Origin of the sequence: Halomonas sp. DQ26W (assembly GCF_003339685.1) — a bacterium.
Classification (GTDB): Bacteria; Pseudomonadota; Gammaproteobacteria; order Pseudomonadales; family Halomonadaceae; genus Halomonas.
Window position 1 is genome coordinate 81,332 of record NZ_QPKI01000001.1, and the last position, 23,771, is coordinate 105,102.

The window sequence follows — 23,771 nt, forward strand, 5'->3', positions numbered from 1 at the left end:
CGACCGCTCAGCACAGGACCCCCATGTCACAGGCCAGCGCCCAGCATACTCCGATGATGGCCCAATATCTGAAGATCAAGCGCGAGCATCCCGAGGTGCTGCTCTTCTATCGAATGGGCGATTTCTACGAGTTGTTCTTCGACGATGCCAGGCGCGCCGCGGCGCTGCTCGATATCACCCTGACCCAGCGCGGCCAGTCGGCAGGCAAGCCGATTCCCATGGCCGGCGTACCCTACCATAGCGCCGAAGGCTACCTCGCCCGCCTGGTCAAGGCCGGCGAGTCGGTGGCGATCTGCGAACAGTTCGGCGACCCGGCCGCCAGCAAGGGCCCGGTCGAGCGCAAGGTGGTGCGCATCGTCACCCCCGGGACCCTCTACGACGAGGCGCTGCTCGATGCTCGTCGCGACAACCTGCTGGTGGCCGTGCATACCCTGGGTACCTGTTGGGGATTAGCCTGGCTGGAGCTTTCCAGCGGCCGCTTCAGCGTGCTCGAGGTGGAAGGCGAGAGCGAGATGCTGGCCGAGCTTCAGCGCCTCGACCCTGCCGAGCTACTGGTGCCGGAGAGCCTGATCCTGCCGCCGTCCCTCGAGGGGCGTCGTGGCCTGCGCCGCCAGAGCGACTGGCTGTTCGACCTCGATGGCGCCACCCGCGCCCTGTGCGACCAGTTCCAGTGCCAGGACCTTCGCGGCTTCGGCTGCGCCCACTTCAAGGCCGCCATTACCGCTGCCGGCGTGCTGATCGAGTACGCCCGGGACACCCAGCGCTCGCGCCTGCCCCACGTCACGGCGCTGGGCGTGGAAAGCCGGGACGACGCCGTGGTGATCGATGCCGCCAGCCGTCGCAACCTGGAGATCGATACCAATCTTGGCGGCACCGCCGACAACACCCTGGCCAGCATACTCGACACCAGCGCCACCGCCATGGGCTCGCGACTGCTCAAACGCTGGCTCAACCGCCCGCTGCGTGACCGCACCCTTGTTCAGAATCGCCAGGCGGCGGTCGCCCTGCTGCTCGACCAGGAGGCCTTCGCTACGCTGCGCGAGCTGCTCAAGGCCATCGGCGACGTGGAGCGCATCCTGGCCCGGGTGGCGCTCTACAGCGCCCGGCCCCGGGACCTGGCACGGCTGCGCGACGCCCTGCTCGCGCTCCCGGCGCTGCAGCAGGAGCTGAGTGCCTTCAGCGACGGCACCGCCCTGGACCATCTTCAGCACCATATCCGCCCCTATCCCGAACTGGCCGACACCCTGAGCCGCGGCTTGATGGACAACCCGCCGGTGGTGATCCGTGAGGGCGGCGTGATCCGCAAGGGGTACGACGATGAGCTTGACGAGTACCGCGGCCTGGCCGAACACGCCGGCGACTACCTGATCAAGCTGGAGCTCCGGGAGCGTGAACGTACCGGCCTTGCCGGCCTCAAGGTGGGCTACAACCGGGTACACGGCTACTATATCGAGATCCCCCGCGCCCAGGCCCAGGAAGCCCCGGTCGACTATATCCGCCGCCAGACACTGAAGAATGCCGAGCGCTTCATCATTCCCGAACTCAAGGAGTTTGAGGACAAGGCGCTGTCGGCCAAGTCACGCGCCCTGGCCCGGGAGAAGCTGCTCTACGAGAGCCTGCTTGATGCGCTGAATGCCGAGCTGGGGGAGCTTCAGGCCACTGGTCAGGCACTCGCGGCGCTGGATGTGCTGGCCACCTTTGCCGAGCGCGCCCAGGCGCTCGGCTTCGAGCGCCCACGGCTGCTCGAAACCCCCGGCATCGAGATTCGGGGCGGTCGACACCCGGTCGTGGAACAGGTCAGCGATGCGCCCTTTGTGCCCAACGACCTGATGCTGGACGACAATCGCAGGATGCTGATCATCACCGGCCCCAACATGGGCGGCAAGTCCACCTACATGCGCCAGGCGGCACTGATCACCCTGCTGGCCCATACCGGCAGCTTCGTCCCCGCCGACGCGGCTAATGTCGGCCCCGTGGATCGCATCTTTACCCGCATCGGCTCCAGCGACGACCTCGCCGGGGGCCGCTCGACCTTCATGGTGGAGATGACCGAGACCGCCAGCATCCTGCACAATGCCACCGAGCAGAGCCTGGTTCTGATGGACGAGATCGGACGGGGCACCAGCACCTTCGACGGCCTGTCGCTGGCCTGGGCCAGCGCCGAGCACCTGACCCGGAGCCGGGCCTTCACGCTGTTCGCCACCCACTACTTCGAGATGACGGCCCTGGCCGAGCAGGCAGAGGGAGTGGCCAATGTCCACCTAACCGCCGCCGAGCACCGCGACGGCATCGTATTCATGCATCGGGTGGAAGACGGCCCCGCCAGCCAAAGCTACGGCCTCCAGGTAGCTCAGTTGGCCGGCGTTCCGCAGGGGGTGATCGCCCGAGCCCGTGAGAAGCTGGCACAGTTGGAGCAGCAGGAGGTCGACCAGGGCAGCCGCCTGCCGCTGTGCAACAGCGGCGAGCCGACTCCGCTGCAGACCGACCTATTCGCCACTGCGCCGCATCCGCTGATCGAGGCATTGGCGGGCCTGGAGCCCGACGAGCTGACCCCGCGCCAGGCGCTGGAATTGCTCTATGAATGGCGCGAGCGGGTCTAGTCGGCTTGCCCCCGCCGCGACGCATGACTAGAATGAAGCGTTCCTCCAAACATCGATTATATAAAACCTCTTTTTTATAACCATCAGGCCTATTGCCCTGATGCTCAATCACCACCAGACCGGGCACCGCAAGACCCGGCCCCGAGGAGGGAGACAGGCATGACATTTGTCGTCACCGAAAACTGCATCAAGTGCAAGTACACCGACTGTGTCGAAGTCTGCCCGGTGGACTGTTTCTACGAAGGCCCCAACTTCCTGGTCATCCACCCGGACGAGTGCATCGACTGCGCCCTGTGCGAGCCAGAATGCCCGGCAGAAGCCATCTTCGCCGAAGACGAGTTGCCGGAGGGGCAGGAGGAGTTCATTGCCATCAATGCCGAACTTTCCGAGGTCTGGCCCAACATTGCGGAAAAGCAGGATCCGCCGGCCGACGCCGAAGAGTGGGATGGCAAGCCGGGCAAGCTGCAGCACCTGGAGCGCTGAATCGCACGCACAAGAAAACGCCGGACGCTGATGACGTTCGGCGTTTTCCTTTTCAAGGCACCATGAAAACCACGCACCATGAAAACCACGCACCATGAAAACCACGCATGGAAAAGGCGACCCGCAGGTCGCCCGGCTCCCAGCGGTTCCAATGAACGGGTCCCTCCGTCCGAATTCCTCGTGGTAACGTCCCTGCCCAGAGGCGACGTCCTGTCGCACCGAGCGCACCACCGTTAACGCATCCCGTTTTGCATCCTGCCGGAGAGCTCTCCCGCTCTACCTCGTCCCACGCACATTGTGGCACCTCCCCACGGGGACGCAACTGCACCCAGCAACTGATCCTAACTTAACTTTTGATTACCTTCTGGAAAATTATTCTTTTAAAACAGTAGCATAAAAAAAGACCGACGCAACCGCGCCGGCCATATTGCCCCAAATCAAGCTTAGAACGTCGGCTTAATGTAGGTAATTTCCTACAAACCGTGTAGTTAATGTCGTCGGCCAGTAGCTCAATAGAGCGCGCTGGCGGCGTCGCTCACTGCCCCTTGATGGCGGCACGCCCCGGGTACACGACCTGCTCACCCAACTGCTGCTCGATCACCAGCAGTCGGTTGTACTTGGCCACGCGGTCGGAACGGCACAGCGAGCCAGTCTTGATCTGACCTGCCGCGGTGCCAACGGCCAGGTCGGCGATCGTGGTGTCCTCGGTCTCGCCGGAGCGATGGGAAATGACGGCGGTGAAACCGGCGTCCTGGGCCATCCTGATGGCATCCAGGGTCTCGGAGAGCGAGCCGATCTGGTTGAACTTGATCAGGATGGAGTTGCCGATCTTCTCATCGATGCCGCGCTTGAGAATCCGGGTATTGGTGACGAAGAGATCGTCGCCAACCAGCTGCACCTTGTCGCCCAGCTTGTCGGTGAGCGCCTTCCAGCCATCCCAGTCGGACTCGTCCATGCCGTCCTCGATGGAAACGATGGGATAGTCGTCACACAGCCCGGCGAGGTAGTCGACGAAGCCTGCCGCATCAAATGACTGTCCCTCCCCAGCCAGGTTGTACTGACCATCCTTGTAGAACTCAGAGGAGGCACAATCCAGCGCCAGGGTGATGTCCTCGCCCAGGGTATAGCCGGCATCCGCCACGGCCTGCTTGATGACTGCCAACGCCTCGGCATTGGAGGCCAGGTTGGGGGCGAAACCGCCTTCGTCGCCCACCGCCGTGGAAAGCCCTCGGGCGGACAGCACTTTCTTGAGGGCGTGGAATATCTCGGCCCCCATGCGCAGCCCTTCACGGAAGGTCGCCGCGCCCACCGGCTGAATCATGAATTCCTGAATATCGACATTGTTGTCGGCATGCTCGCCACCGTTGATGATATTCATCATCGGCACCGGCATGCTGTAGCGGCCAGGCTGGCCGTAGAGCTCGGCGATATGCGCATAGAGCGGTACACCCTTGGCATTGGCGGCCGCCTTGGCTGCGGCCAGCGACACGGCCAGGATGGCATTGGCGCCAAGCGAGGCCTTGTTGTCGGTCCCGTCCAGCGCGAGCATGGCATTATCCAGGCCTCGCTGATCCCGAGCATCGATGCCCACCAGCTTGCTACGAATCGCACCATTGACCGCTTCGACGGCTTTCAGCACGCCCTTGCCCAGGTAGCGTGCCTTGTCGCCATCGCGCAGCTCCAGGGCCTCGCGTGAACCGGTGGAGGCACCACTGGGCGCACAGGCCACACCCACCGCACCGCTCTCCAGCCGCACTTCGGCCTGCACAGTGGGGTTGCCACGGGAGTCGAGCACCTCGAGGGCAAGGATATCGGCAATCTTGGTCATCGTGTGTCGTCCTATTCTTATGAATCAGTCTTATGAATCAGCGTTGAGTGAGTCAGTTGGTCAGTGAATGAGTATCAGGTGATATCCAGCGCAGGGTAGCCCTTGACCATGTCATCGATGGCCTTGAGCTGCGCCAGGAAGGGCTCGAGCCGGTCCAGGGGCAGCGCACAGGGCCCATCGCACTTGGCGTTGTCCGGGTCCGGGTGCGCTTCCAGGAAGAGGCCGGCCAGGCCCACGGCCACGCCGGCCCGGGCCAGCTCGCCAACCTGTTCGCGACGGCCTCCGGCGCTGTCCGCCCGGCCGCCCGGCCGCTGCAGGGCGTGGGTCACATCGAAGAAGACCGGATAACCGGTCTCCTTCATATCACCAAAACCAAGCATATCAACCACTAGATTGTTATACCCGAAGCTCGATCCGCGTTCGCAAAGTAACAATTTCGCATTGCCGGCCTCTTCGCACTTCCTGATGATATGCCGCATCTCATGGGGCGCCAGGAACTGCGGTTTCTTGAGGTTGATCACCGCCCCGGTTTCGGCCATGGCAACCACCAGGTCGGTCTGGCGGGCAAGGAAAGCCGGAAGTTGGATGATATCGGCCACCTCGGCTGCGGGCGCGGCCTGCCACGGTTCGTGCACGTCGGTGATGATGGGCACGTCAAAGCGCGACTTTACCTCGGCCAATATCTCCAAGCCCTTTTCCAGGCCCGGGCCACGAAAGGAGTGGATCGAGCTGCGGTTGGCCTTGTCGAAACTGGCCTTGAACACGAAGGGGATACCCAGGCGACCGGTCACCTCGACGTAGGTTTCGGCCACTTCCAGGGCCAGCTCGCGGGACTCCAACACGTTCATGCCGCCGAGCAGCATGAGCGGCAACGCATTACCGGCCCGAAGGCCGGCAACATCGATGATGCGCTGTACGTATGTCATGGACACTCCTTTGCCCCTCAGCCTTGTGGCTGCGCCTGGGCCTGTTGCCGTGCACGCACGTTCTTGTGCTCCAGCGCCGCATTGATGAAGCCGGTGAACAGCGGGTGGCCATCGCGGGGGGTGGAGGTAAATTCCGGATGGAACTGGCAGGCCACGTACCAGGGGTGGTCGGGCAGCTCGATCATCTCCACCAGGGAGTTGTCGACGCTCTTGCCGGAAACCACCAGTCCCGCCTGCTCCAGCTCATCGATGAACTGGTTGTTGACCTCGAAGCGATGGCGATGACGCTCGACGATCTCGTCGGCGCCATAGGCCTCACGAGCCTTGGTGCCTGTTCTCAGATGGCAGGCCTGGCCGCCAAGGCGCATGGTGCCGCCCAGATCCGATGCCGCGTCACGCAGCTCGATCTTGCCTTCGGCATTGAGCCACTCGGTGATCAGGCCGACGACCGGATGCTGAGTGTCGTGGGTGAACTCGGTGGAATTGGCGTCTTCCCAGCCGGCTACATGCCGGGCGTATTCGATCACCGCCACCTGCATGCCGAGGCAGATGCCGAGGTAGGGAATGCCGTTCTCCCGGGCAAAGCGGGCCGTGGCGATCTTGCCCTCGACGCCGCGCTCGCCGAAGCCGCCGGGCACCAGGATGGCGTCCTTGCCCGCCAGGCGCTCAGTGCCGTGGCGCTCGATATCTTCGGAGTCGATGTAGTCGACGTTGACCTTGACCCGGGTCTGGATGCCGGCATGGATCAGCGCCTCGTTGAGCGACTTATAGGCGTCGAGCAGCTCCATGTACTTGCCGACCATGGCGATGTTGATCGACTTGAGCGGATTGAGCTTGGCGTCGAGTACATGGACCCACTCGGTGAGATCGGCGTCTTGTGCCTCCAGGCGCAGCTTGTCGCAGACGATCTCGTCGAGACCGCGCTCATGAAGCATCAGCGGGATGCGATAGATGGTATCGGCATCCTGCAAAGGAATGACAGCGCGCTCCTCGACGTTAGTGAACAGCGCAATCTTGCGACACTCCGTCTCCTCTAGCTCGACTTCGCTGCGGCAGATCAGGATGTCCGGCTGGATACCGATGGAACGCAGTTCCTTGACACTGTGCTGGGTCGGCTTGGTCTTGGTCTCGCCCGCCGTCTTGATGTAGGGCACCAGCGTCAAGTGCATGAAGATCGCCCGGCTCGCGCCCAGCTCGCTACGGATCTGGCGGATCGACTCGAGGAATGGCAGCGACTCGATGTCGCCCACCGTACCGCCAATTTCCACCAGCGCCACGTCGAAGCCCTCGCCGCCGGCATAGACGCGGCGCTTGATCTCGTCGGTGATGTGCGGGATCACCTGAACGGTGCCGCCCAGGTAGTCGCCACGGCGTTCGCGGCGCAGAACGTGCTCGTAGACGCGACCGGTGGTGAAGTTGTTGCCCTGAGTCATCTTGGTACGAATGAAGCGCTCGTAGTGGCCCAGGTCCAGGTCGGTCTCGGCCCCATCCTCGGTGACGAAGACTTCGCCGTGCTGGAAGGGGCTCATGGTGCCCGGATCCACGTTGATGTACGGATCGAGCTTGAGCATGGTGACCTTGAGGCCGCGCGCCTCGAGAATCGCCGCCAGCGAGGCCGATGCGATGCCCTTGCCGAGAGAGGACACAACGCCGCCGGTCACGAAGATATATCGTGTCATGGAGAACCTGTCGATACGTGATCATGAGGCGCGGCAGGAAGCTGCGCCAGGATGGGACGACAGACTAGCAGATTACGACCAATGGCTCAATTTTGGCCAGGCCATAGGAGGCCATACAGGAGCAGGGCTGGCTAGCGAAGCGACTTCGCAAGGACGCTGACAGAGAGCGAAGCGACTAGCGGCGATCGACAGGGATGTCGATCGAGGGCCGGCAAGAGGGACCTTGTTCCGGCCCGACGCGTAAGTCGCAAGCGAAATGTCAGGGTTTCGTCCTTGTGCGTCGCGAGTCTGCCAGTGCTGCTCCGGTGGCCAGCACCCGCGGCTGTTCCGGCGACAGGCCTTCGCGGAGGCGCTGTAAACCCCTCCCGGGGCGCTACTTTTGCCTTCCCTGGCAAAAGACCTCCGCCCCGTCCCCGGCGCCGCTTACCCTTGATGGAGCGGCAAGGTTGGCAAGCGAGCCGGGAAGCCGCCGCGCCCGCCTTAAACCTTCAAATAGTCGAGGATGCCCTCGCCGGCCTGGCGCCCTTCATGGATGGCGGTGACCACCAGGTCGGAGCCGCGCACCATGTCGCCACCGGCGAAGATCTTCTCGTTGGCGGTCTGGAAGGCGTAGGTGCCATGCTCGGGCGCCAGCACCCGCCCGCGCTCGTCGAGCTCGATGCCCGCGGGCTCGAACCAGGGCGAGGGGCTCGGCTGGAAGCCGAAGGCGATGACCACGGCATCGGCCAGCAGGATCTCCTCGGAGCCCGGCACGACCTCGGGACGCTGGCGACCGTTCTCATCGGGCTCGCCGAGGCGGGTGCGTACCACCTTCACGCCCTCCACCTGGCCCTCGCCGACCACTGCCACCGGCTGGCGGTTGAACAGGAACTCAACGCCTTCCTCGCGGGCATTCTTCACCTCGCGCTTGGAGCCCGGCATGTTCTCCTCGTCACGCCGGTAGGCGCAGGTCACCGTCGCGGCGTTCTGGCGAATTGCCGTGCGGTTGCAGTCCATGGCGGTATCGCCGCCGCCCAGCACCACCACCTTCTTGCCTTCCAACGAGACGTAGTCGGCTGGGTCCTTCTCGAAGCCGAGGCAGTGATTGACGTTGGCGATCAGGTAGTCGAGCGCCTTGTGCACGCCGGGCAGTTCCTCGCCTGGGAAGCCGCCGGCCATGTACTTGTAGGTACCCATGCCGAGGAAGACCGCATCGTACTCTGCGAGCAATGTCTCGAAGTCGATGTCGCGGCCGATCTCGGTATTGAGGCGGAACTCGATGCCCATCTCCTCGAATACCGCGCGACGCCGCTCCATCACCGTTTTCTCGAGTTTGAACTCGGGAATGCCGAAGGTCAGCAGACCTCCGATCTCGGGGTACTTGTCGAAGACCACCGGCTTGACGCCGCTGCGCACCAGGATATCGGCACAGCCCAGCCCCGCCGGGCCGGCGCCGATGATCGCCACCTTCTTGTCGGTCCACTCAACCTGGGACATGTCGGGACGCCAGCCCATGGCGAAGGCGGTATCGGTGATGTACTTCTCCACCGAGCCGATGGTCACCGCACCGAAGCCGTCGTTGAGAGTGCAGTCCCCCTCGCACAGGCGATCCTGCGGACACACCCGGCCACACACCTCGGGCAGGGTATTGGTCTTGTGCGACAACTCCGCCGCCTCGAGGATGTTGCCCTCCGCCACCAGCTGCAGCCAGTTGGGAATGTAGTTGTGTACCGGGCACTTCCACTCGCAGTAGGGATTGCCGCAATGCAGACAGCGATGCGCTTGACTTGCCGCCTCCTGGGGCTTGTACGGCTCGTAGATCTCGCCGAACTCGCGCGCACGAGTGCGAGCATCCTTTTTCTGCGGGTCCTGGCGACCCACGTCGATGAACTGGAAGTCGTTATTGGTCAAACGATTGGCCATGTCTTGTCTCCTGGGAAATCCGGCTTACTCGGGGCGCCTGCGTGATTCGTCGAGCAGGCTTCCCAGGCTCGCGGCCTTGGGCTTGACCAGCCAGAAATGACGCACGTAGTCGCTGAAATCGTCGAGTAGCTCGCGCCCCCGGGCGGACCCGGTCTCGGCAACGAACTCCTCGATGACTTCCCGCAGGTGACGCCGATAGGCCTCCATGGCCTCGGTATTGACGCGGTGGATTTCCACCAGCTCATGGTTGTAGCGATCGACGAAGGAGCGGTCTTCATCGAGCACGTAGGCGAAACCGCCGGTCATGCCGGCGCCGAAGTTGACGCCGGTCTCGCCCAACACGCAGATCATGCCGCCTGTCATGTACTCACAGCAGTGGTCGCCGGCACCTTCGATCACCGCATGGGCACCGGAGTTGCGCACGCCGAAGCGCTCACCGGCGGTGCCAGCGGCGAACAACCTGCCGCCGGTGGCACCGTACAGGCAGGTATTGCCGATGATGGCGGTCTCGTGGCTGGCGAAACGGCTACCGCGCGGCGGCACGATGACCACCCTGCCGCCGTTCATGCCTTTTCCGACGTAGTCGTTGGCATCGCCCTCGAGGTAGAGGTTGAGGCCGCGCGCGTTCCACACCCCGAAGCTCTGGCCGGCCACGCCCTCGAAGCGCAGCGTGATTGGGTCATCCTCGAGCCCGGCCTCACCGTATTGCTTGGCCACCGCACCCGAGGAGAGCGCCGGCACCGAGCGGTCGCAGTTGGTGATGGTGAAAGCGAACTCGCCGCCGCTCCTGTCGGCGATGGCCTGCTCGATGGCTCCCAGCACCTCCTGATTCTTGGCACCCGGATCATGGGGTACGTTGCGGCTGACCTGGCAGAACTGCGGTGCCTCCGCCGGCACGAAGTCGTTGCCAAGCAGACCCGAGAGGTCGAGCTTGCGCTGGGAAGGAGTCGCGCCTTCCAGCACCTCGAGCAAGTCGGTTCGGCCTATAAGGTCGGTCAGCCGACGCACGCCCAACATCGCCAGCAGTTCACGCACCTCATCGGCGATGAAGCGGAAGTAGTTCTTGACCATGTCCACGGTGCCGCGGAAATGCTCATCACGCAGATACTGGTGCTGGGTGGCGACACCGGTGGCACAGTTGTTGAGGTGGCAGATGCGCAGGTACTTGCAGCCCAGCGCCACCATCGGCGCGGTGCCGAAGCCGAAGCTCTCGGCGCCGAGGATCGCCGCCTTGACCACATCGAGACCGGTCTTGAGGCCGCCATCGGTCTGCAGGCGAATCTTGTCGCGCAGGCCGTTGATGCGCAGCGCCTGGTGCACCTCCGGCAGACCCAGCTCCCAGGGGGAGCCAGCGTGCTTGATCGAGGTCAGCGGGCTCGCCGCAGTGCCGCCATCGTAGCCCGACACGGTAATCAGGTCGGCATAGGCCTTGGCCACGCCGGTGGCAATGGTGCCGATGCCGGGCTCGGAGACCAGCTTCACCGACACCTGCGCTTCCGGGTTGACCTGTTTGAGGTCGAAGATCAGCTGCGCCAGGTCCTCGATGGAGTAGATGTCGTGGTGCGGCGGCGGCGAGATCAGCGTCACGCCGGGCACCGAGTAGCGCAGCCGGGCGATCAAATCATTGACCTTGCCGCCGGGTAGCTGGCCGCCCTCGCCGGGCTTGGCACCCTGGGCTACCTTGATCTGCAGTACATCGGCGTTGACCAGATAGGCCGGGGTGACGCCGAAGCGACCGGAGGCGATCTGCTTGATCTTGGAGGAGCGGATGGTGCCGTAGCGTGCCGGATCCTCGCCTCCCTCGCCGGAGTTGGAGCGCCCACCGGCCTCGTTCATGGCCTGAGCCAACGCCTCGTGAGCCTCGGGCGACAAGGCGCCCAGCGACATGCCGGCGCTGTCGAAACGCGGCAGCAGCTCTTCGACCGTTTCCACTTCGGAAAGCGCAAGTGGCGACTCGGACGACTTGAGCCTGAGCAGGTCGCGCAGGGTGGCGGCCGGACGCTCGTTGACCAGCGCGGCGAATTTCTTCCACTTGGCGTAGTCGCCCTCCTGCACGGCTTCCTGCAGCGACTTGATCACGTCCGGGTTGTAGGCGTGATACTCGTGGTCATGCACATACTTCATCAGGCCGCCCTGGGAAATGCCCTTGCGCGGCGTCCAGGCATCCCTCGCCAGCAGCTCCTGCTGCAACTGCAGCTCGGCGAAACCGGCACCTTCGATGCGCGAGGCCATGCCGCTGAAGCACAGGCCCATCACCTCGGAGTGCAACCCCACCGCTTCGAAAAGCTGGGAGCCGCGATAGGAGGCCAGCGTCGAGATACCCATCTTGGAGAGAATCTTGTAAAGGCCCTTCTGCATCCCCTTGCGATAGTTCTCGCGGGCATCGGCCGGGTTGCCGGTCAGCTCGCCGGTGCGATGCATATCGGCCATGACCTGGTAGGCGAGCCACGGGAAGACCGCGGTGGCACCTACACCGAACAGCACCGCCATCTGGTGAGCATCGCGGGCATAACCGGTCTCGACCACGATGTTGGCACGCGGGCGCAGTGCCAGCCTGCCAAGATGGTGATGCACGGCACCGACGGCCAGGGCCGCATGGATCGGCAGTTGACCCTTGCCGAGACTGGCATCGGAAAGCACCAGAAGCACCTTTCCGTCGCGCACCGCGGCCTCGGCCTGACGGCACAGTTCGACGAGTGCCGCCTTGAGTCCAACCCGTTCAGGATCATAGCCCAGCATGAGCTTGTGGCTAGCGAAGGTCGGGTCATCCTGCTCGACCAGCGCAGTGAACTTGCGCGGCGACAGCACCGGCGTGGTGAGGATGATGCGATGTGCGTGCTCCGGCGTGGCCCTGAAAACATTGAGCTCAGGCCCAATGCAGGTTTCCAGCGACATCACGATCGCTTCACGCAGCGGGTCGATGGCCGGATTGGTGACCTGGGCGAACTTCTGGCGGAAGTAGTCGGTCAGTAGCCGATGCTTGCGCGACAGCACCGCCATGGGTGTGTCGTCGCCCATCGAGCCCACCGCTTCCTGGCCACTCTCGGCCAAGGGGCGCAGCACCTGGTCGCGTTCCTCGAAGGTGACCTGGAACATCTTCTGCCAGGTCTTGACCGCATCGCTGTCCATGTTCTGGAAGCTGGCAAGCTCGGTCAGCGCCGACTCCAGGTAGTGGGCCTCCTCCTTCAGCCAGCGCTTGTAGGGATAGGCGGACTTGAGACGCTCGTCGATATCCTCGGTGTGAAGCACTTCGCCAGTCTGAGTATCCACGGCGAGTATCTGACCCGGCCCCACCCGCCCCTTGGCCACGACGTCTTCCGGCTTGTAGGCATAGGTGCCGATCTCCGAGGCCAGGGTGATGTAGCCGTTCTTGGTGATGACCCAGCGCGCCGGACGCAGGCCGTTGCGGTCGAGCATGCAGACCGCCTGTCGCCCGTCGGTCATGACGACGCCGGCGGGACCGTCCCAGGGCTCCATATGCATGGAGTTGTATTCGTAGAAGGCACGCAACTCACCGCCCATGGTTTCCATGTTCTGCCAGGCTGGCGGCACCATCATGCGCACCGCCCGATGCAGCTCCATGCCACCCATCAGCAGGACCTCTAGCATGTTATCCATGCTAGAGGAGTCGGAGCCGACAGTGTTGACGATCTCGTCCAGCTCGGCGATATCGGGCAGCCGCTCGTTGACGAAATTATCCTTGCGCGAGTTGGCCCAGCCGCGGTTGGCCTCGATGGTGTTGATCTCACCGTTGTGAGCCAGCATGCGAAACGGCTGCGCCAAGGGCCAGCGCGGTGCCGTATTGGTCGAGAAGCGCTGGTGAAAGACGCAGATGGCCGTTTCCAGGCGCTCATCGCCCAAGTCATGATAAAAAGTCGGCAGGTCCACCGGCATCACCAGTCCCTTGTAGGAGACCACCTCGGCGGAGAGCGAACAGACGTAGAAGTCTTCCTCGTCGCGCAGCATCTGCTCGGCACGGCGGCGGGCCATGAACAGATCGACATCGAAGCGCTCGGGATCGCTCTGCTTGCCCGGTTCGACGAACAGGTGGCGAATGCGCGGAAGGCACGCCAGCGCCATGGGGCCGCAAAAGGACGGATCCACCGGTACGTCGCGCCAGCCCCGAATGACCAGGCCGCAGGCACGCAATTCGCCCTCGAGGATGCCGCGAGCCCGGGCCTCCTTGGCATCATCGTCGGGCAGGAAGATCGCGCCGACGGCAAAGCGTTCGCCCAGGGTGACGCCGAGCGCCTCCGCTGCCGCCTCACGCATGAAGGCACTCGGCATCTTCAACAGCAGGCCACAGCCATCGCCGGTCTTGCCATCGGCGGCGATACCGCCGCGATGGGTCATGCAGGTCAGGGACTCGATAGCCGTCCTGAGCAGGTCATGGCTAGCCTGCCCTTCCATGTGGGCGATCAGGCCGAAGCCACAGTTGTCGCGGAACTCACCAGGATGATGAAGACCTCTGTTCATGGGCGTGCCTCAAAAAAGACTATTGACTTAACAGCAGTAGATTTATATTTTGGATGGTTTTTTAATTATTGTGCCCGAAAAACGGTGCACTGCTGTCGCGAGAAAAAGGACGCCCAGCATAGACATCCCGGGCCATGACACGCAATTCCCGCCCACTTTCTGCTCAATGAAAAAGCCCGCCAAATCCGCAACTTGACCGGTGACAGTGCAAGAAAAAATCCAGCAGCTCAATGACTTGCACTTGCCATAAACGCTTTTCAAACGACATGATTCAAAATACTAGACTTTAGTCTAACATGGCGCTTTTTGCCCATACCGATGCTGCATGAGGCATGCAGATTTATCTGCATTCGGCATAATGATCAGACGCCAGAAACGACGACGCCCGTCGGGGACGGGCGTCGCTGACTCGGCGCCAGACGAATCGTTGTGCCTTTATTCAGGCCTGGAAGATATTCGGGCCTGGAAGAAACGGAGAGCCAGGGGGCTGTCAGCGGCGCGGGAAGGCGGTCAGCAATTCCGCCAGCAGCTCAGGGGGCGTCTCGTCGTGCACCCGGGCGTCGCCCAGTGCAGCCAGGAGGATCAGGCGCAGACGGCTGTCGATATTCTTCTTGTCCAACCGCATGAGGGCGAGAAAATCCTCGGCAGACATATCCGCCGGCGCCGACAGCGGCAGCCCGGCTGCCTCGATGACGGCGGCGATACGCGCCACTTCCGGCGCGGAAAGCCAGCCAAGGCGCTGTGACAGCTCGACTGCCATCAGCATGCCGGCACCCACGGCCTCGCCGTGGAGCCAGTTGCCATAGCCCTGGTGAGCCTCGATGGCATGGCCGAAGGTGTGCCCCAGGTTGAGCAAGGCACGAACCCCCTGCTCGGTCTCGTCCTCGGCAACAATCTCGGCCTTGATCGTGCAGCTTCGCTCGATGGCCTGGGTCAACGCCGCCGCATCCAGGTCACGCAGCGCCGACATGTTCTCCTCCAGCCAACCAAGGAAGCCGGCATCGCGGATCAGGCCATACTTGATCACCTCGGCCAGGCCCGCCGAAAGCTCCCGTGGCGGCAGGGTCAGCAGGGTATCGGTATCGATGAGCACCGCCTGCGGCTGCCAGAAGGCGCCGATCATGTTCTTGCCACGCGAGTGGTTCACGCCGGTCTTGCCGCCTACCGAGGAGTCGACCTGGGAAAGCAGGGTGGTCGGCACCTGGATGAAGGCCACACCACGCTGATAGCAGGCAGCCGCAAAGCCGACCATGTCACCGATCACCCCGCCACCCAGGGCGATAAGCGTACAGCGGCGATTGAATCCGGCCGCCAGCAGGGCGTCCCAGATCCGGCTCACGCTTTCCAGCGTCTTGGTCGCCTCGCCATCGGGCAACACCAGCTCCTCGACCTCGAGCCCCTCGGGGAGCCCTTGGCGACAGCGCGCGAGATAACGCGGCGCCACTGTCTCGTTGGTCACGATCATCACCTGGCTGCCGGCCAGATAGGGTGACAGCAAGGTGGCATCGCCCAGCATGCCGGGGCCGATATGGATGGGGTAGCTGCGCTCTCCCAGCGCGACCTGGAGACTGCGCTGGGGAGCAGGGGATGGCATCAGGGTCATGGGCGTCAGGCCTTGGCTTGAAGGGGGTCGACCAGCCGCTGGATGCGACGCACGATCTCGTTTACCACGGCGCGTGGGCTACGCCGGTCGGTGCGCACCACGACATCGGCAGTGGCACGATAGAGTGGATCTCTCAGCTCAAACATCTCGCGCAGGGTCGCTTCCCGGTCGGGACGCTGCAAGAGGGGGCGATTACGGTCCTTGGCCACCCGCCTGAGCTGTTGCTCGACGGTGGTGAACAGGTAGACCACAGTGCCCCGTTCGCGCAACCGGCGGCGGTTCTCCTCGCTCAGCACGGCGCCGCCACCCGTCGCGATCACCACCGCGTCGAGCCGGGTCAGCTCTTCGATCATCTGCACTTCGCGCTGACGAAAACCAACCTCGCCCTCGACGTCGAAGATCCAGGGGATATCGGCGCCGCAGCGAGACTGTATCTCGTGGTCGCTATCGAAGAACTCACGTGACAACTCGGCCGCCAGAAGGCGGCCGATGGTACTTTTGCCGGCCCCCATGGGACCGACCAGTATCAGATTGGGCAAATCCTGCATCAGCGAATCGCCAGACCGTCTTCGAGTATCCGTGGAGTAATGAAAACCAGCAGCTCGACTTTCTGGCTGCTTTCCTCATTGTACCGGAAAAGCCTTCCCAGCACAGGCAGGTCACCGAAGAAGGGCGTCTTGGCCAACCGGCTCAGCTGCTCGGTGGTCAGGATGCCACCCAGTACCACCGTTTCACCGTTATTGACCAACACCTGGGTCTCGATGCTGCTGGTATCGATGGGCGGCTCGCCCGCTGCCACATCTCGGAAGCTGTCGTTGGTCACTACCAGATCCATGATGATGCGGTTGTCCGGGGTGATCTGCGGCGTAACCTCCAGGGAGAGCACGGCTTCCTTGAATTCGATCTGCGGCACGTTGTCACTGATGGTCTGGAAGGCACGCTCCTCCCCCTGACGGATGACAGCCGTGCGCTGGTTGGCCGTGATGATGCGCGGCTGGGAGATCGTCTGGCTCCTGCTCTCAGTCTCCAGGGCGCGAAGCTCCAGGTCGAGCAGGATATCACCCGACAGGTAGCCGAAGCCGAAGCTGGTCATGGGATTGGCGCTGCCCAGGTCGACGGCCAAGCTGCCGCGCGCGCGGTTGAGCCCGTCCGGGTTGATATCGCGACTCACGAAGGTGCCATCATCCGCCGCCCGAAACCCGCGTGTCGAGGATGCCCCCCAGTTGACGCCCAGTTCCTGGGTCACGCCATCCCGGGCGATCACGATGCGCGCTTCGATCTGCACCTGACGCACCGCCACGTCGAGCCGGCCGAGGGTACGCAGGATCTCCTGAACCTGATCGGCGGTGTCCTGAATCAGCAGCATGTTGGTGCGTTGGTCCACCGCCACCCGGCCACGCTCGGTGAGCAGGCCGAAGCCGTCACCACCGCGCAGCAGCTGGGCCAGATCCTCGGCCCGGGCGTACTTGACCTCCACGTATTCCGAGACCAGCGGTGCCAGCGTCTCGACCTGCGTCCTGGCCTCGATCTCCTGACGCTCGATATTGGCCAGCTCGCTGGCAGGAGCCACGACGATGACATTACCTTCCTGGCGACTGGCCAGGCCATGGCTCTTGAGCACCAGGTCGAGCGCCTGATCCCATGGCACGTCCTGGAGGTTGAGGGTCACACGCCCGGTCACACTGTCGCTGGCAACGAGATTGAGGCCGGTGAAGTCGGCAATGACCGCCAGCACCGAGCGGACCTCGATATCCTGAAAATTGAGCGTGATACGCTCGCCGGTATAGGGGAATTGCTGGCGCACCCGCTGGTCGCGTTCGGCCTGGGTAACGGGCTGCGCCTCGATAGTCAGCTGCCGGCCGCTCTGGGTGGAGAGCAAGGCGAATTCGCCGCTGCCTTCGATATCGAAGGTCACGCCATCACGGCCTGCCCGCGGGGTAATCCGACGCAGCGGCGTATTGAAGTCGCTGACGTCGAGCACCTGGTCATGGGATGCCGGAAGCGCCACGTCGCGCATTTCGGCAACGATACGATTGCGCCCCGCTTCCCGCACCCGCGCATCGACGCCGGCGCGGTCGAAGGTAACGATCAGCCGACCCGAGCCACCTTCGCCGCGCCGAAAGTCGATCTCTTCGATCGTAGGCCTACCGCTGGCGGGAGCCGAAGGCGCCTGACGAGGCTTCGGCGGCTGCGCGGCCGTCACCATCGGCGCAGCGCCTCCACCGCCAATGGAGAGCCTGAGACGATCACCCTGCTGGGCGGTGTCATAGGGCAGCGGGCCTTCGAGATTGAAGACCAGGCGGGTACGCGACCCCGCCTCGAGGGCGGTGACCTGCTCGACGCCGCCGATGCCCAGCTCCATCCGGCGCTGCTCCAGTCGATTGGTGGTATCGACCAGGTCGATGGTCAGCCGCGCGGGCTCGTCCAGCCGATAGCCGCGAACCTCCGGCACCCCATGACTGAACGTCAGGTCAACCTGAAGTTCGCCGCTCTCGCCCTGTCGAAAATCCAGGTCGGTCAGTGTCGTCGTCGCCAGCACCACCGAGGACACTGCCAGCAGGCAAAGCCCTGCCATTGCGCGAATCATCTGTCTCATCGTTCCCGTTCCCCCCGCCTGAGACCACGCCCCTGTTCGGACGCGGTGATGCAGCCGTCTTTTCTCGTTGTCCCGCTCTAGTTGTCCAGCGCGATACGCGTATTGCGCTCTACCCAGCCGCCCCCGCCCGTGGGCACCAGCTCCACCAGTTGCACCGAGGAGCCGGTGATACTGACAATCCTGCCGTGGTCGCGCCCCATGTGGCGACCGACTTGCAAACGATGCACCTCGCCATCCGGGGCCTGGATAAGGGCATTGGTTTGCCCACCCATGGCCAGCACGCCGACCAGCTCCAGCTCCTCCAACGGGTAGGCTTCCAGGGGCTCGCGAGGCCGGTCGGCATCAGGTGCCAGCCCGGCATCGCCAACCGGCGCCGCTTCCGGCTCCGGCAGTTGCGGCCGAAAAGGGCTGCGACGATCCCCTTGCTGATAGGGTGTCGCCTCGTAGCTTGGCACCTCCGGCAACTCCAGAGGCTTCGGCGTGCCAGGATTGGCGCGAATCGTGGCCAGCTCACGGTCGAGCGACGATAACTGAGGATCCGCACAACCAGCCAGGCCAAGTAGAATGGCACCGCTAGCCGCTAGCCAGTGGCGTCGTCTCTCTCTCATGGCGACGCCTCCTGTGACGAAGGAAGATAGCTGTAGGTGCGTGCCAGCATCGACAACCTCAGGCGCTCACCACCCTCTACCGGCGTGAGGGTAAAGTCATGCTGGGTAACGATACGCGGCAGGGATGCGATGCCGGCCAGGAAGGCAGCGATATGGTGATACTGCCCTTCCACCTGAATGTCGAAGGGCCGCTCGATATAAAAATCACGCGCCACGGTGCCGCGCAGGCGGATGAAATCGATCGACAGCTGATTGTCGATGGCAATCTCACTGATGCTGTCGATCAGCGACGGAATCTCCGCCCCCGATGGCAACATGGCCGTGAGTCGGTCCATGCGGGATTCGAGCACCGCCATCTGCTCGAGCATATCCGGCAGTCTGGCAGCCTGGGCGGCCCGGTTACGATAGTCACGCAGCAGCTGCTGTTCCTCCGCCTCCACCTGGTGCAGCTCTGCCGCTTTGGAGCTGGCGAGATACCAGTGCATGCCGGCAAAGGTCAGGCCGAAGATCAGCACACAGCAGATCAACTGCAGCAGCCATGGCCAGGTGCCCGCTTCCTTTATATCCAGCTCACGCCAATCGAGCTCGCGTAAGCGACGCAGCTCAGCCTGCAGACTCATGGGGCCTCCTCATCAGAGCCAACAGGCTGACCCGTCAGTTGGACAACACTGAGACTGAAGCGCCGCCTGGCGCCGCCATCGGCTTCCACTTCCGACAACACCGGTTCGGATAGAGAGGCGGCGGCGGACAGCCCACGCAGCTGATCGGATACTTGGTGGTTGCTTTCGGCACGCCCGGAAAGTCGTAGCCGGCTCTCCTGTCGGCTCAGCTCGGTATAGTGCACGCCGTCAACCAGGCTGGTCGCGAGGTCACGAAAGACATGCACCGTCTGGGAGCGCCCCAACTGCAGGTCGCTGAAGACTTCGATCTGGCCGATCATGCGCTCACGAATCGCCTCGTATTCGCTGATCGAACGGATATCATCCTCCAGGTGTTGCATCTTCTCACGAATATGGGCATTGCGTTGCTCCTGAGCTGATAGCGCCTCCTGGTAGTGGTAGGTCATGCCCAGCCCCCCCACCATGCCCAGAACCGCCACCATCGCCATGGCCATGAAGAAGCGTCGGCTGCGACGCTCCCGCTGCTGTTCCCGCCACGCGAGCAGGTTGATCTCGATCGTCATGGTGCCGACCTCATCGCCAGGCCGCATGCCGTCAACATGGCGGGCGCATCACTGGCCAGGGTCTGGACGTCGATACGGGTATTGATCCGCATGCGCAGGAAGGGATTGGCAATCACGACCTCCATCCCGCTCTCCTGGGCCAGCCGCTCCGCCAGGCCAGGAATTACGCTCGACCCGCCGGCCAGCACCATGCGCCGCACCTCGTGCTTGCGACCGGCAGTGTAATAGAGCTGCAGTGAGCGGCCGACTTGCTGGACGAGGGCGTCGAGGAAGGGGGCCAACACGCTGACCTGATAATCCTCGGGTAGCCCCCCCCGCTTCTTGGCCAGGCCGGCCTCTTCAAGGGTCAACCCATAGCGGATGCGGATCTCCTCAGTCAGCTGTCGCCCGCCAAAGACGGTATCCCGGCTGTAGGTAATGCGCCCTTCACGCACGACGTGAAAGGCATTCATGGTCGCTCCGATATCGACCAGTGCCACGCAGTCGTCGTCCCCACCGGCAGGTGGCAGCTGATGGCGAAGCTCGGTGAAGGCGCGCTCCATGGCAAAGGTTTCGACATCCACCGCCGCCGGTGTCAGTCCCGCCTGAACCAGCGCATCGGTCAACTGATTGACATCCTGCTGACGACAGGCAACCAGCAGGATGTCCTGCTGGTCGGCGTAGCGGGCGTTGAGGCCCAGCCGCTGAAAGTCGAAGGCGACTTCGCTGAACGGAAAGGGAATATGCTTGTCAGACTCGAGTTGAATGCGCGCCTCGATCTCATCGTCATTGAGCGAAGCGGGTAGCGTCAGCGTCTTGGTGATCGCGGCGCTGGCCGGAACGGCAGCCACGGCGAGCTTCGACGACGGCCTCGCGCTCTCTACGGCACGGCGCAGAGCATCGACCACCTCGCCCATATCGCGAATGCGCCGCTCGACCACGGCACCTTCCCGCAAAGGTCGGACGGCATAACTATCGATTTGATGATGGGAACCGGCCCGCTTGAGCTCGATCAGCTTGACCGTTGCCGATGTGATATCGACGCCGATCAGCCCCTTGCCAGAGGCTCTGAGTCGCATCAATTCATATACCTGCGTAATCAGTCGCGGTATTCCGCTTGTTATCGATACACCTTAGATCGTCTCAACGATAAGGCTCAGAAAGATAATACCCTGCTCTGTAGGGACGAGGTTACATGATATTGGTCATTGTTACATAAAGTTAGACTTCCGCGCCCTCAACGCTGGTGACCTACGGCCTGGGTTCATATAATGATCGTAGCCAGTGAAGGCAGCTCCATCGTCGCCCTTTCCTTCCTGCTCACACCACGGATACCGCCTTTACATGAAGTGGATCAAGACACTGATTTCCTCGGCCTTCTGGCTGCTGATAGCGCTGTTGACCACGCTTCTGCTCGGCGTGGCCGGCGCAGCCCTCTACTTCACGCCCGGGCTGCCCGACGTGCGTCAGCTCCAGGATTTCGAGCTGCATACCCCCCTGCGCATCTTCACCCGTGACGGCAAGCTGATCGGCGAATATGGAGAAGAGCGCCGCATGGCGGTGGACTTCGACGAAATACCCAAAGATTTCATCCAGGCGCTTCTCGCCGCCGAGGATGCCGCCTTCTTCGACCACCGCGGCGTCGATCCGCGCGGCTTGGCGCGCGCCAGCCTGGAGCTGGCCTCCAGCGGTGGCGAGATCCAGACCGGTGGCTCCACCATCACCATGCAGGTGGCGCGCAACTACCTGCTGACACTGGACCGGACCTTCACCCGCAAGATCCGCGAGATCCTGCTGGCACTGCAGATGGAACAGATCCTCACCAAGGAGGAGATCCTAGAGCTCTACGTCAACAAGATATTCCTTGGCAACCGTGCCTATGGCATCGCGGCAGCAGCGGAGGTCTACTACGACAAGACTCTCGATGAGCTTAGCCTTGCCCAGAAGGCGATGATTGCCGGCCTGCCCAAGGCGCCCTCCGCCTTCAACCCGCTAGCCAATCCGGAACGCTCGTTGATCCGGCGGAACTGGATTCTCTACCGTATGCGCCAGCTCGGCAATATCGACCAGGCCAGCTACGAGGCCGCCGTGCAGGAGCCCATCACTGCCCGCCGGCACGTCGCCCAAGTCGAGGTAGACGCCGACTATGTCGCTGAAATGGCGCGCCAGTATGCGGTAGAACGGTTCGGCGAGGACGCCTATACCGGCGGCTATCGCATTCACACCACCCTGGATAGCGAACTCCAGCCCTTTGCCCGCAACGCCCTGGCCAACGGCCTGATCGACTACGATACCCGGCACGGCTGGCGCGGCCCGGAAGAGACCGACATTCCGAAGAGCCTTGCCGAGGCCCAGGCGCGCACCGAGCGTCGCGGCCTGGAAGAGGAGCTTTCCGAGTCGCCCGAAGTACTGAAAACGGCCCGCCAGGCTGCCGAGCGCAGCCAAACAGAGGTCGAGGGTGTCGATGGCGATGTCAGCAACTGGCTGCGAGTGCTGGAGCGCACCCCGGGTTTCGGTCCGCTGCAGCCCGCTATCGTTGTCGCCAACGAAGGCCGCGAACTGCAGGTCATGACCCGCGGTGGCGAACTGCACACCGTGGAATGGAGCGGCCTGAGCTGGGCCCGAGCCTATCGCAACCCGCGTGCACGTGGCCCAGAGCCGAGCTCGGCGTCCCAGATCGCCAGCACCGGCGACCTGGTCCGCATCCTGCAGCGGGAAGACAATAGCCTGAGACTTTCCCAGCGTCCCGACGCCGAGGGTTCGATCGTGGTGCTGGAGCCTGCTACCGGCGCCATTCTCGCCCTGCAGGGCGGCTTCAGCTTCAATGCCAGCAAGTTCAACCGGGCGGTGCAGGCCCAGCGGCAGTCAGGCTCCATCTTCAAGCCATTCGTTTTTCTGGCTGCGCTCGACACCGGCCTGATGACCGCCTCAAGCGTGGTCAACGACGCGCCGGTGGTGCTGCAGGACGGCAGCAACGAGATTTGGCGCCCGGTAAACGCCAGCGGTGACTTCCTCGGTCCGACACGGCTGCGCGTCGCCCTGGCCCGCTCGCGTAATCTGGTCACCATCCGCATACTCCAAACGCTGGGGCTGGACGCCACCATCGACTACCTAGAAGGCTTCGGGTTTGCCTCGGACCGCCTCCCTCGCGGCCTGTCACTGGCGCTGGGCAGCGCAGACCTGACCCCAATGGAGATGACCAACGCCTATGCGGTGCTGGCCAACGGCGGCTTCCAGGTCTCGCCCTGGTTCATCGAGCGCGTCACGCGCGTAAGCGATGACAACCTCGTCGAGCAGGCCCGTCCGATGGTCGCCTGCCGCGAGTGTCGCGACGACCAGTCCGAGGTCGAAATCGACGGCCGGGCCTACCAGGTCGCCCCCCGGGTAGCCGACCCCATGGCGGTCTACATCCTCACCGATATGCTGCGCGACGTAATCGAAACCGGCACCGGCCGCGCCGCCCTCAGCCTCAACCGCAGCGATGTGGTCGGCAAGACCGGCACGACCAACAACCAGCGCGACGGCTGGTTTGCCGGCTACAACCGCGACCTGGTGGCAACCGTCTGGGTCGGCAAGGACGACAACGAGTCCATCGCCGAATATGGGGGCAATGCGGCCCTGCCCATCTGGATCGAGTTCATGGAACACGCCCTCGATGGCCGACCTGAAGCCATGTCCGAAAGGCCCTCCGGTCTGGTGCAGGCCAGGGTCGACGACCAGACCGGACGACGCCTAGCCGATGGTCAGTCCGGCGGTATCAGTGAAATCTTCCACCCCGACCATCTGCCGGACATGGAGCCACGCCGCATCGAGCAGGAGGTCGAGCGAAGCAGTGGCTCCCAGGGCAGCGGAAGCTACGAGGCAATCTTCTGATCCGGTCGCACAGCCAAGCCGACCCGTACCTTTGA

15 protein-coding genes are annotated in these 23,771 nt (G+C 63.4%); 3 read left to right on the plus strand and 12 right to left on the minus strand.

The window, feature by feature from the left end; translation table 11 throughout:
* The first annotated feature begins 23 nt into the window (after positions 1-23).
* Positions 24-2,600, plus strand: a complete 2,577-nt coding sequence (gene mutS, locus DU490_RS00385) for a DNA mismatch repair protein MutS (RefSeq protein ID WP_114572362.1) — start codon at positions 24-26, stop codon at positions 2,598-2,600.
* Between the two features lie 159 nt (positions 2,601-2,759).
* Positions 2,760-3,083: a ferredoxin FdxA gene (fdxA, locus tag DU490_RS00390; protein ID WP_114572363.1), complete on the plus strand. Its 324-nt coding sequence runs from the start codon at positions 2,760-2,762 to the stop codon at positions 3,081-3,083.
* 535 nt (positions 3,084-3,618) lie between these two features.
* Here the strand turns inward: fdxA and eno are convergent.
* The 12 genes from eno to pilM form a co-directional block, all read right to left on the minus strand.
* Positions 3,619-4,911: a phosphopyruvate hydratase gene (gene eno / locus DU490_RS00395; RefSeq protein WP_114572364.1), complete on the minus strand. Its 1,293-nt coding sequence runs from the start codon at positions 4,909-4,911 to the stop codon at positions 3,619-3,621.
* 74 nt (positions 4,912-4,985) lie between these two features.
* Positions 4,986-5,837: a 3-deoxy-8-phosphooctulonate synthase gene (kdsA, locus tag DU490_RS00400; RefSeq protein ID WP_114572365.1), complete on the minus strand. Its 852-nt coding sequence runs from the start codon at positions 5,835-5,837 to the stop codon at positions 4,986-4,988.
* A gap of 17 nt (positions 5,838-5,854) precedes the next feature.
* Positions 5,855-7,516 carry a CTP synthase gene (locus DU490_RS00405; RefSeq protein ID WP_114572366.1) on the minus strand — a complete coding sequence of 554 codons (1,662 nt, stop codon included), beginning with the start codon at positions 7,514-7,516 and terminating at the stop codon, positions 5,855-5,857.
* A gap of 480 nt (positions 7,517-7,996) precedes the next feature.
* Positions 7,997-9,418 carry an FAD-dependent oxidoreductase gene (locus DU490_RS00410; RefSeq protein WP_114572367.1) on the minus strand — a complete coding sequence of 474 codons (1,422 nt, stop codon included), beginning with the start codon at positions 9,416-9,418 and terminating at the stop codon, positions 7,997-7,999.
* A 24-nt stretch (positions 9,419-9,442) separates the two neighbouring features.
* Positions 9,443-13,894, minus strand: coding sequence for a glutamate synthase large subunit (gene gltB / locus DU490_RS00415; RefSeq protein WP_114572368.1), 4,452 nt, complete (start codon positions 13,892-13,894; stop codon positions 9,443-9,445).
* 490 nt (positions 13,895-14,384) lie between these two features.
* The gene (aroB, locus tag DU490_RS00420) at positions 14,385-15,497 is read right to left on the minus strand and encodes a 3-dehydroquinate synthase (RefSeq protein ID WP_114572369.1); all 1,113 of its coding nucleotides are present in this window, start codon (positions 15,495-15,497) and stop codon (positions 14,385-14,387) included.
* 5 nt (positions 15,498-15,502) lie between these two features.
* Positions 15,503-16,045: a shikimate kinase AroK gene (gene aroK, locus DU490_RS00425; protein ID WP_114572370.1), complete on the minus strand. Its 543-nt coding sequence runs from the start codon at positions 16,043-16,045 to the stop codon at positions 15,503-15,505.
* On the minus strand, positions 16,045-18,084 hold the full coding sequence (pilQ, locus tag DU490_RS00430) for a type IV pilus secretin PilQ (protein ID WP_114572371.1): 2,040 nt from the start codon (positions 18,082-18,084) through the stop codon (positions 16,045-16,047). Before pilQ ends, aroK begins: the two co-directional genes overlap by 1 nt.
* A gap of 86 nt (positions 18,085-18,170) precedes the next feature.
* The gene (locus DU490_RS00435) at positions 18,171-18,701 is read right to left on the minus strand and encodes a pilus assembly protein PilP (protein ID WP_114572372.1); all 531 of its coding nucleotides are present in this window, start codon (positions 18,699-18,701) and stop codon (positions 18,171-18,173) included.
* Positions 18,698-19,321 carry a type 4a pilus biogenesis protein PilO gene (locus DU490_RS00440; protein WP_114572373.1) on the minus strand — a complete coding sequence of 208 codons (624 nt, stop codon included), beginning with the start codon at positions 19,319-19,321 and terminating at the stop codon, positions 18,698-18,700. The genes DU490_RS00435 and DU490_RS00440 overlap by 4 nt, the downstream gene beginning before the upstream one ends.
* A complete protein-coding gene (locus DU490_RS00445; protein WP_114572374.1) occupies positions 19,318-19,884 on the minus strand; it encodes a PilN domain-containing protein in 567 nt (188 codons plus the stop codon). The genes DU490_RS00440 and DU490_RS00445 overlap by 4 nt, the downstream gene beginning before the upstream one ends.
* Positions 19,881-20,942, minus strand: a complete 1,062-nt coding sequence (pilM, locus tag DU490_RS00450; protein ID WP_114572375.1) for a type IV pilus assembly protein PilM — start codon at positions 20,940-20,942, stop codon at positions 19,881-19,883. Before pilM ends, DU490_RS00445 begins: the two co-directional genes overlap by 4 nt.
* A gap of 265 nt (positions 20,943-21,207) precedes the next feature.
* On the opposite strand from pilM, the gene DU490_RS00455 reads away from it, so the two are divergent.
* Positions 21,208-23,736 (plus strand): penicillin-binding protein 1A, encoded by a 2,529-nt coding sequence (locus DU490_RS00455; protein WP_114572376.1) that lies wholly within the window; start codon positions 21,208-21,210, stop codon positions 23,734-23,736.
* Positions 23,737-23,771 lie beyond the last annotated feature (35 nt).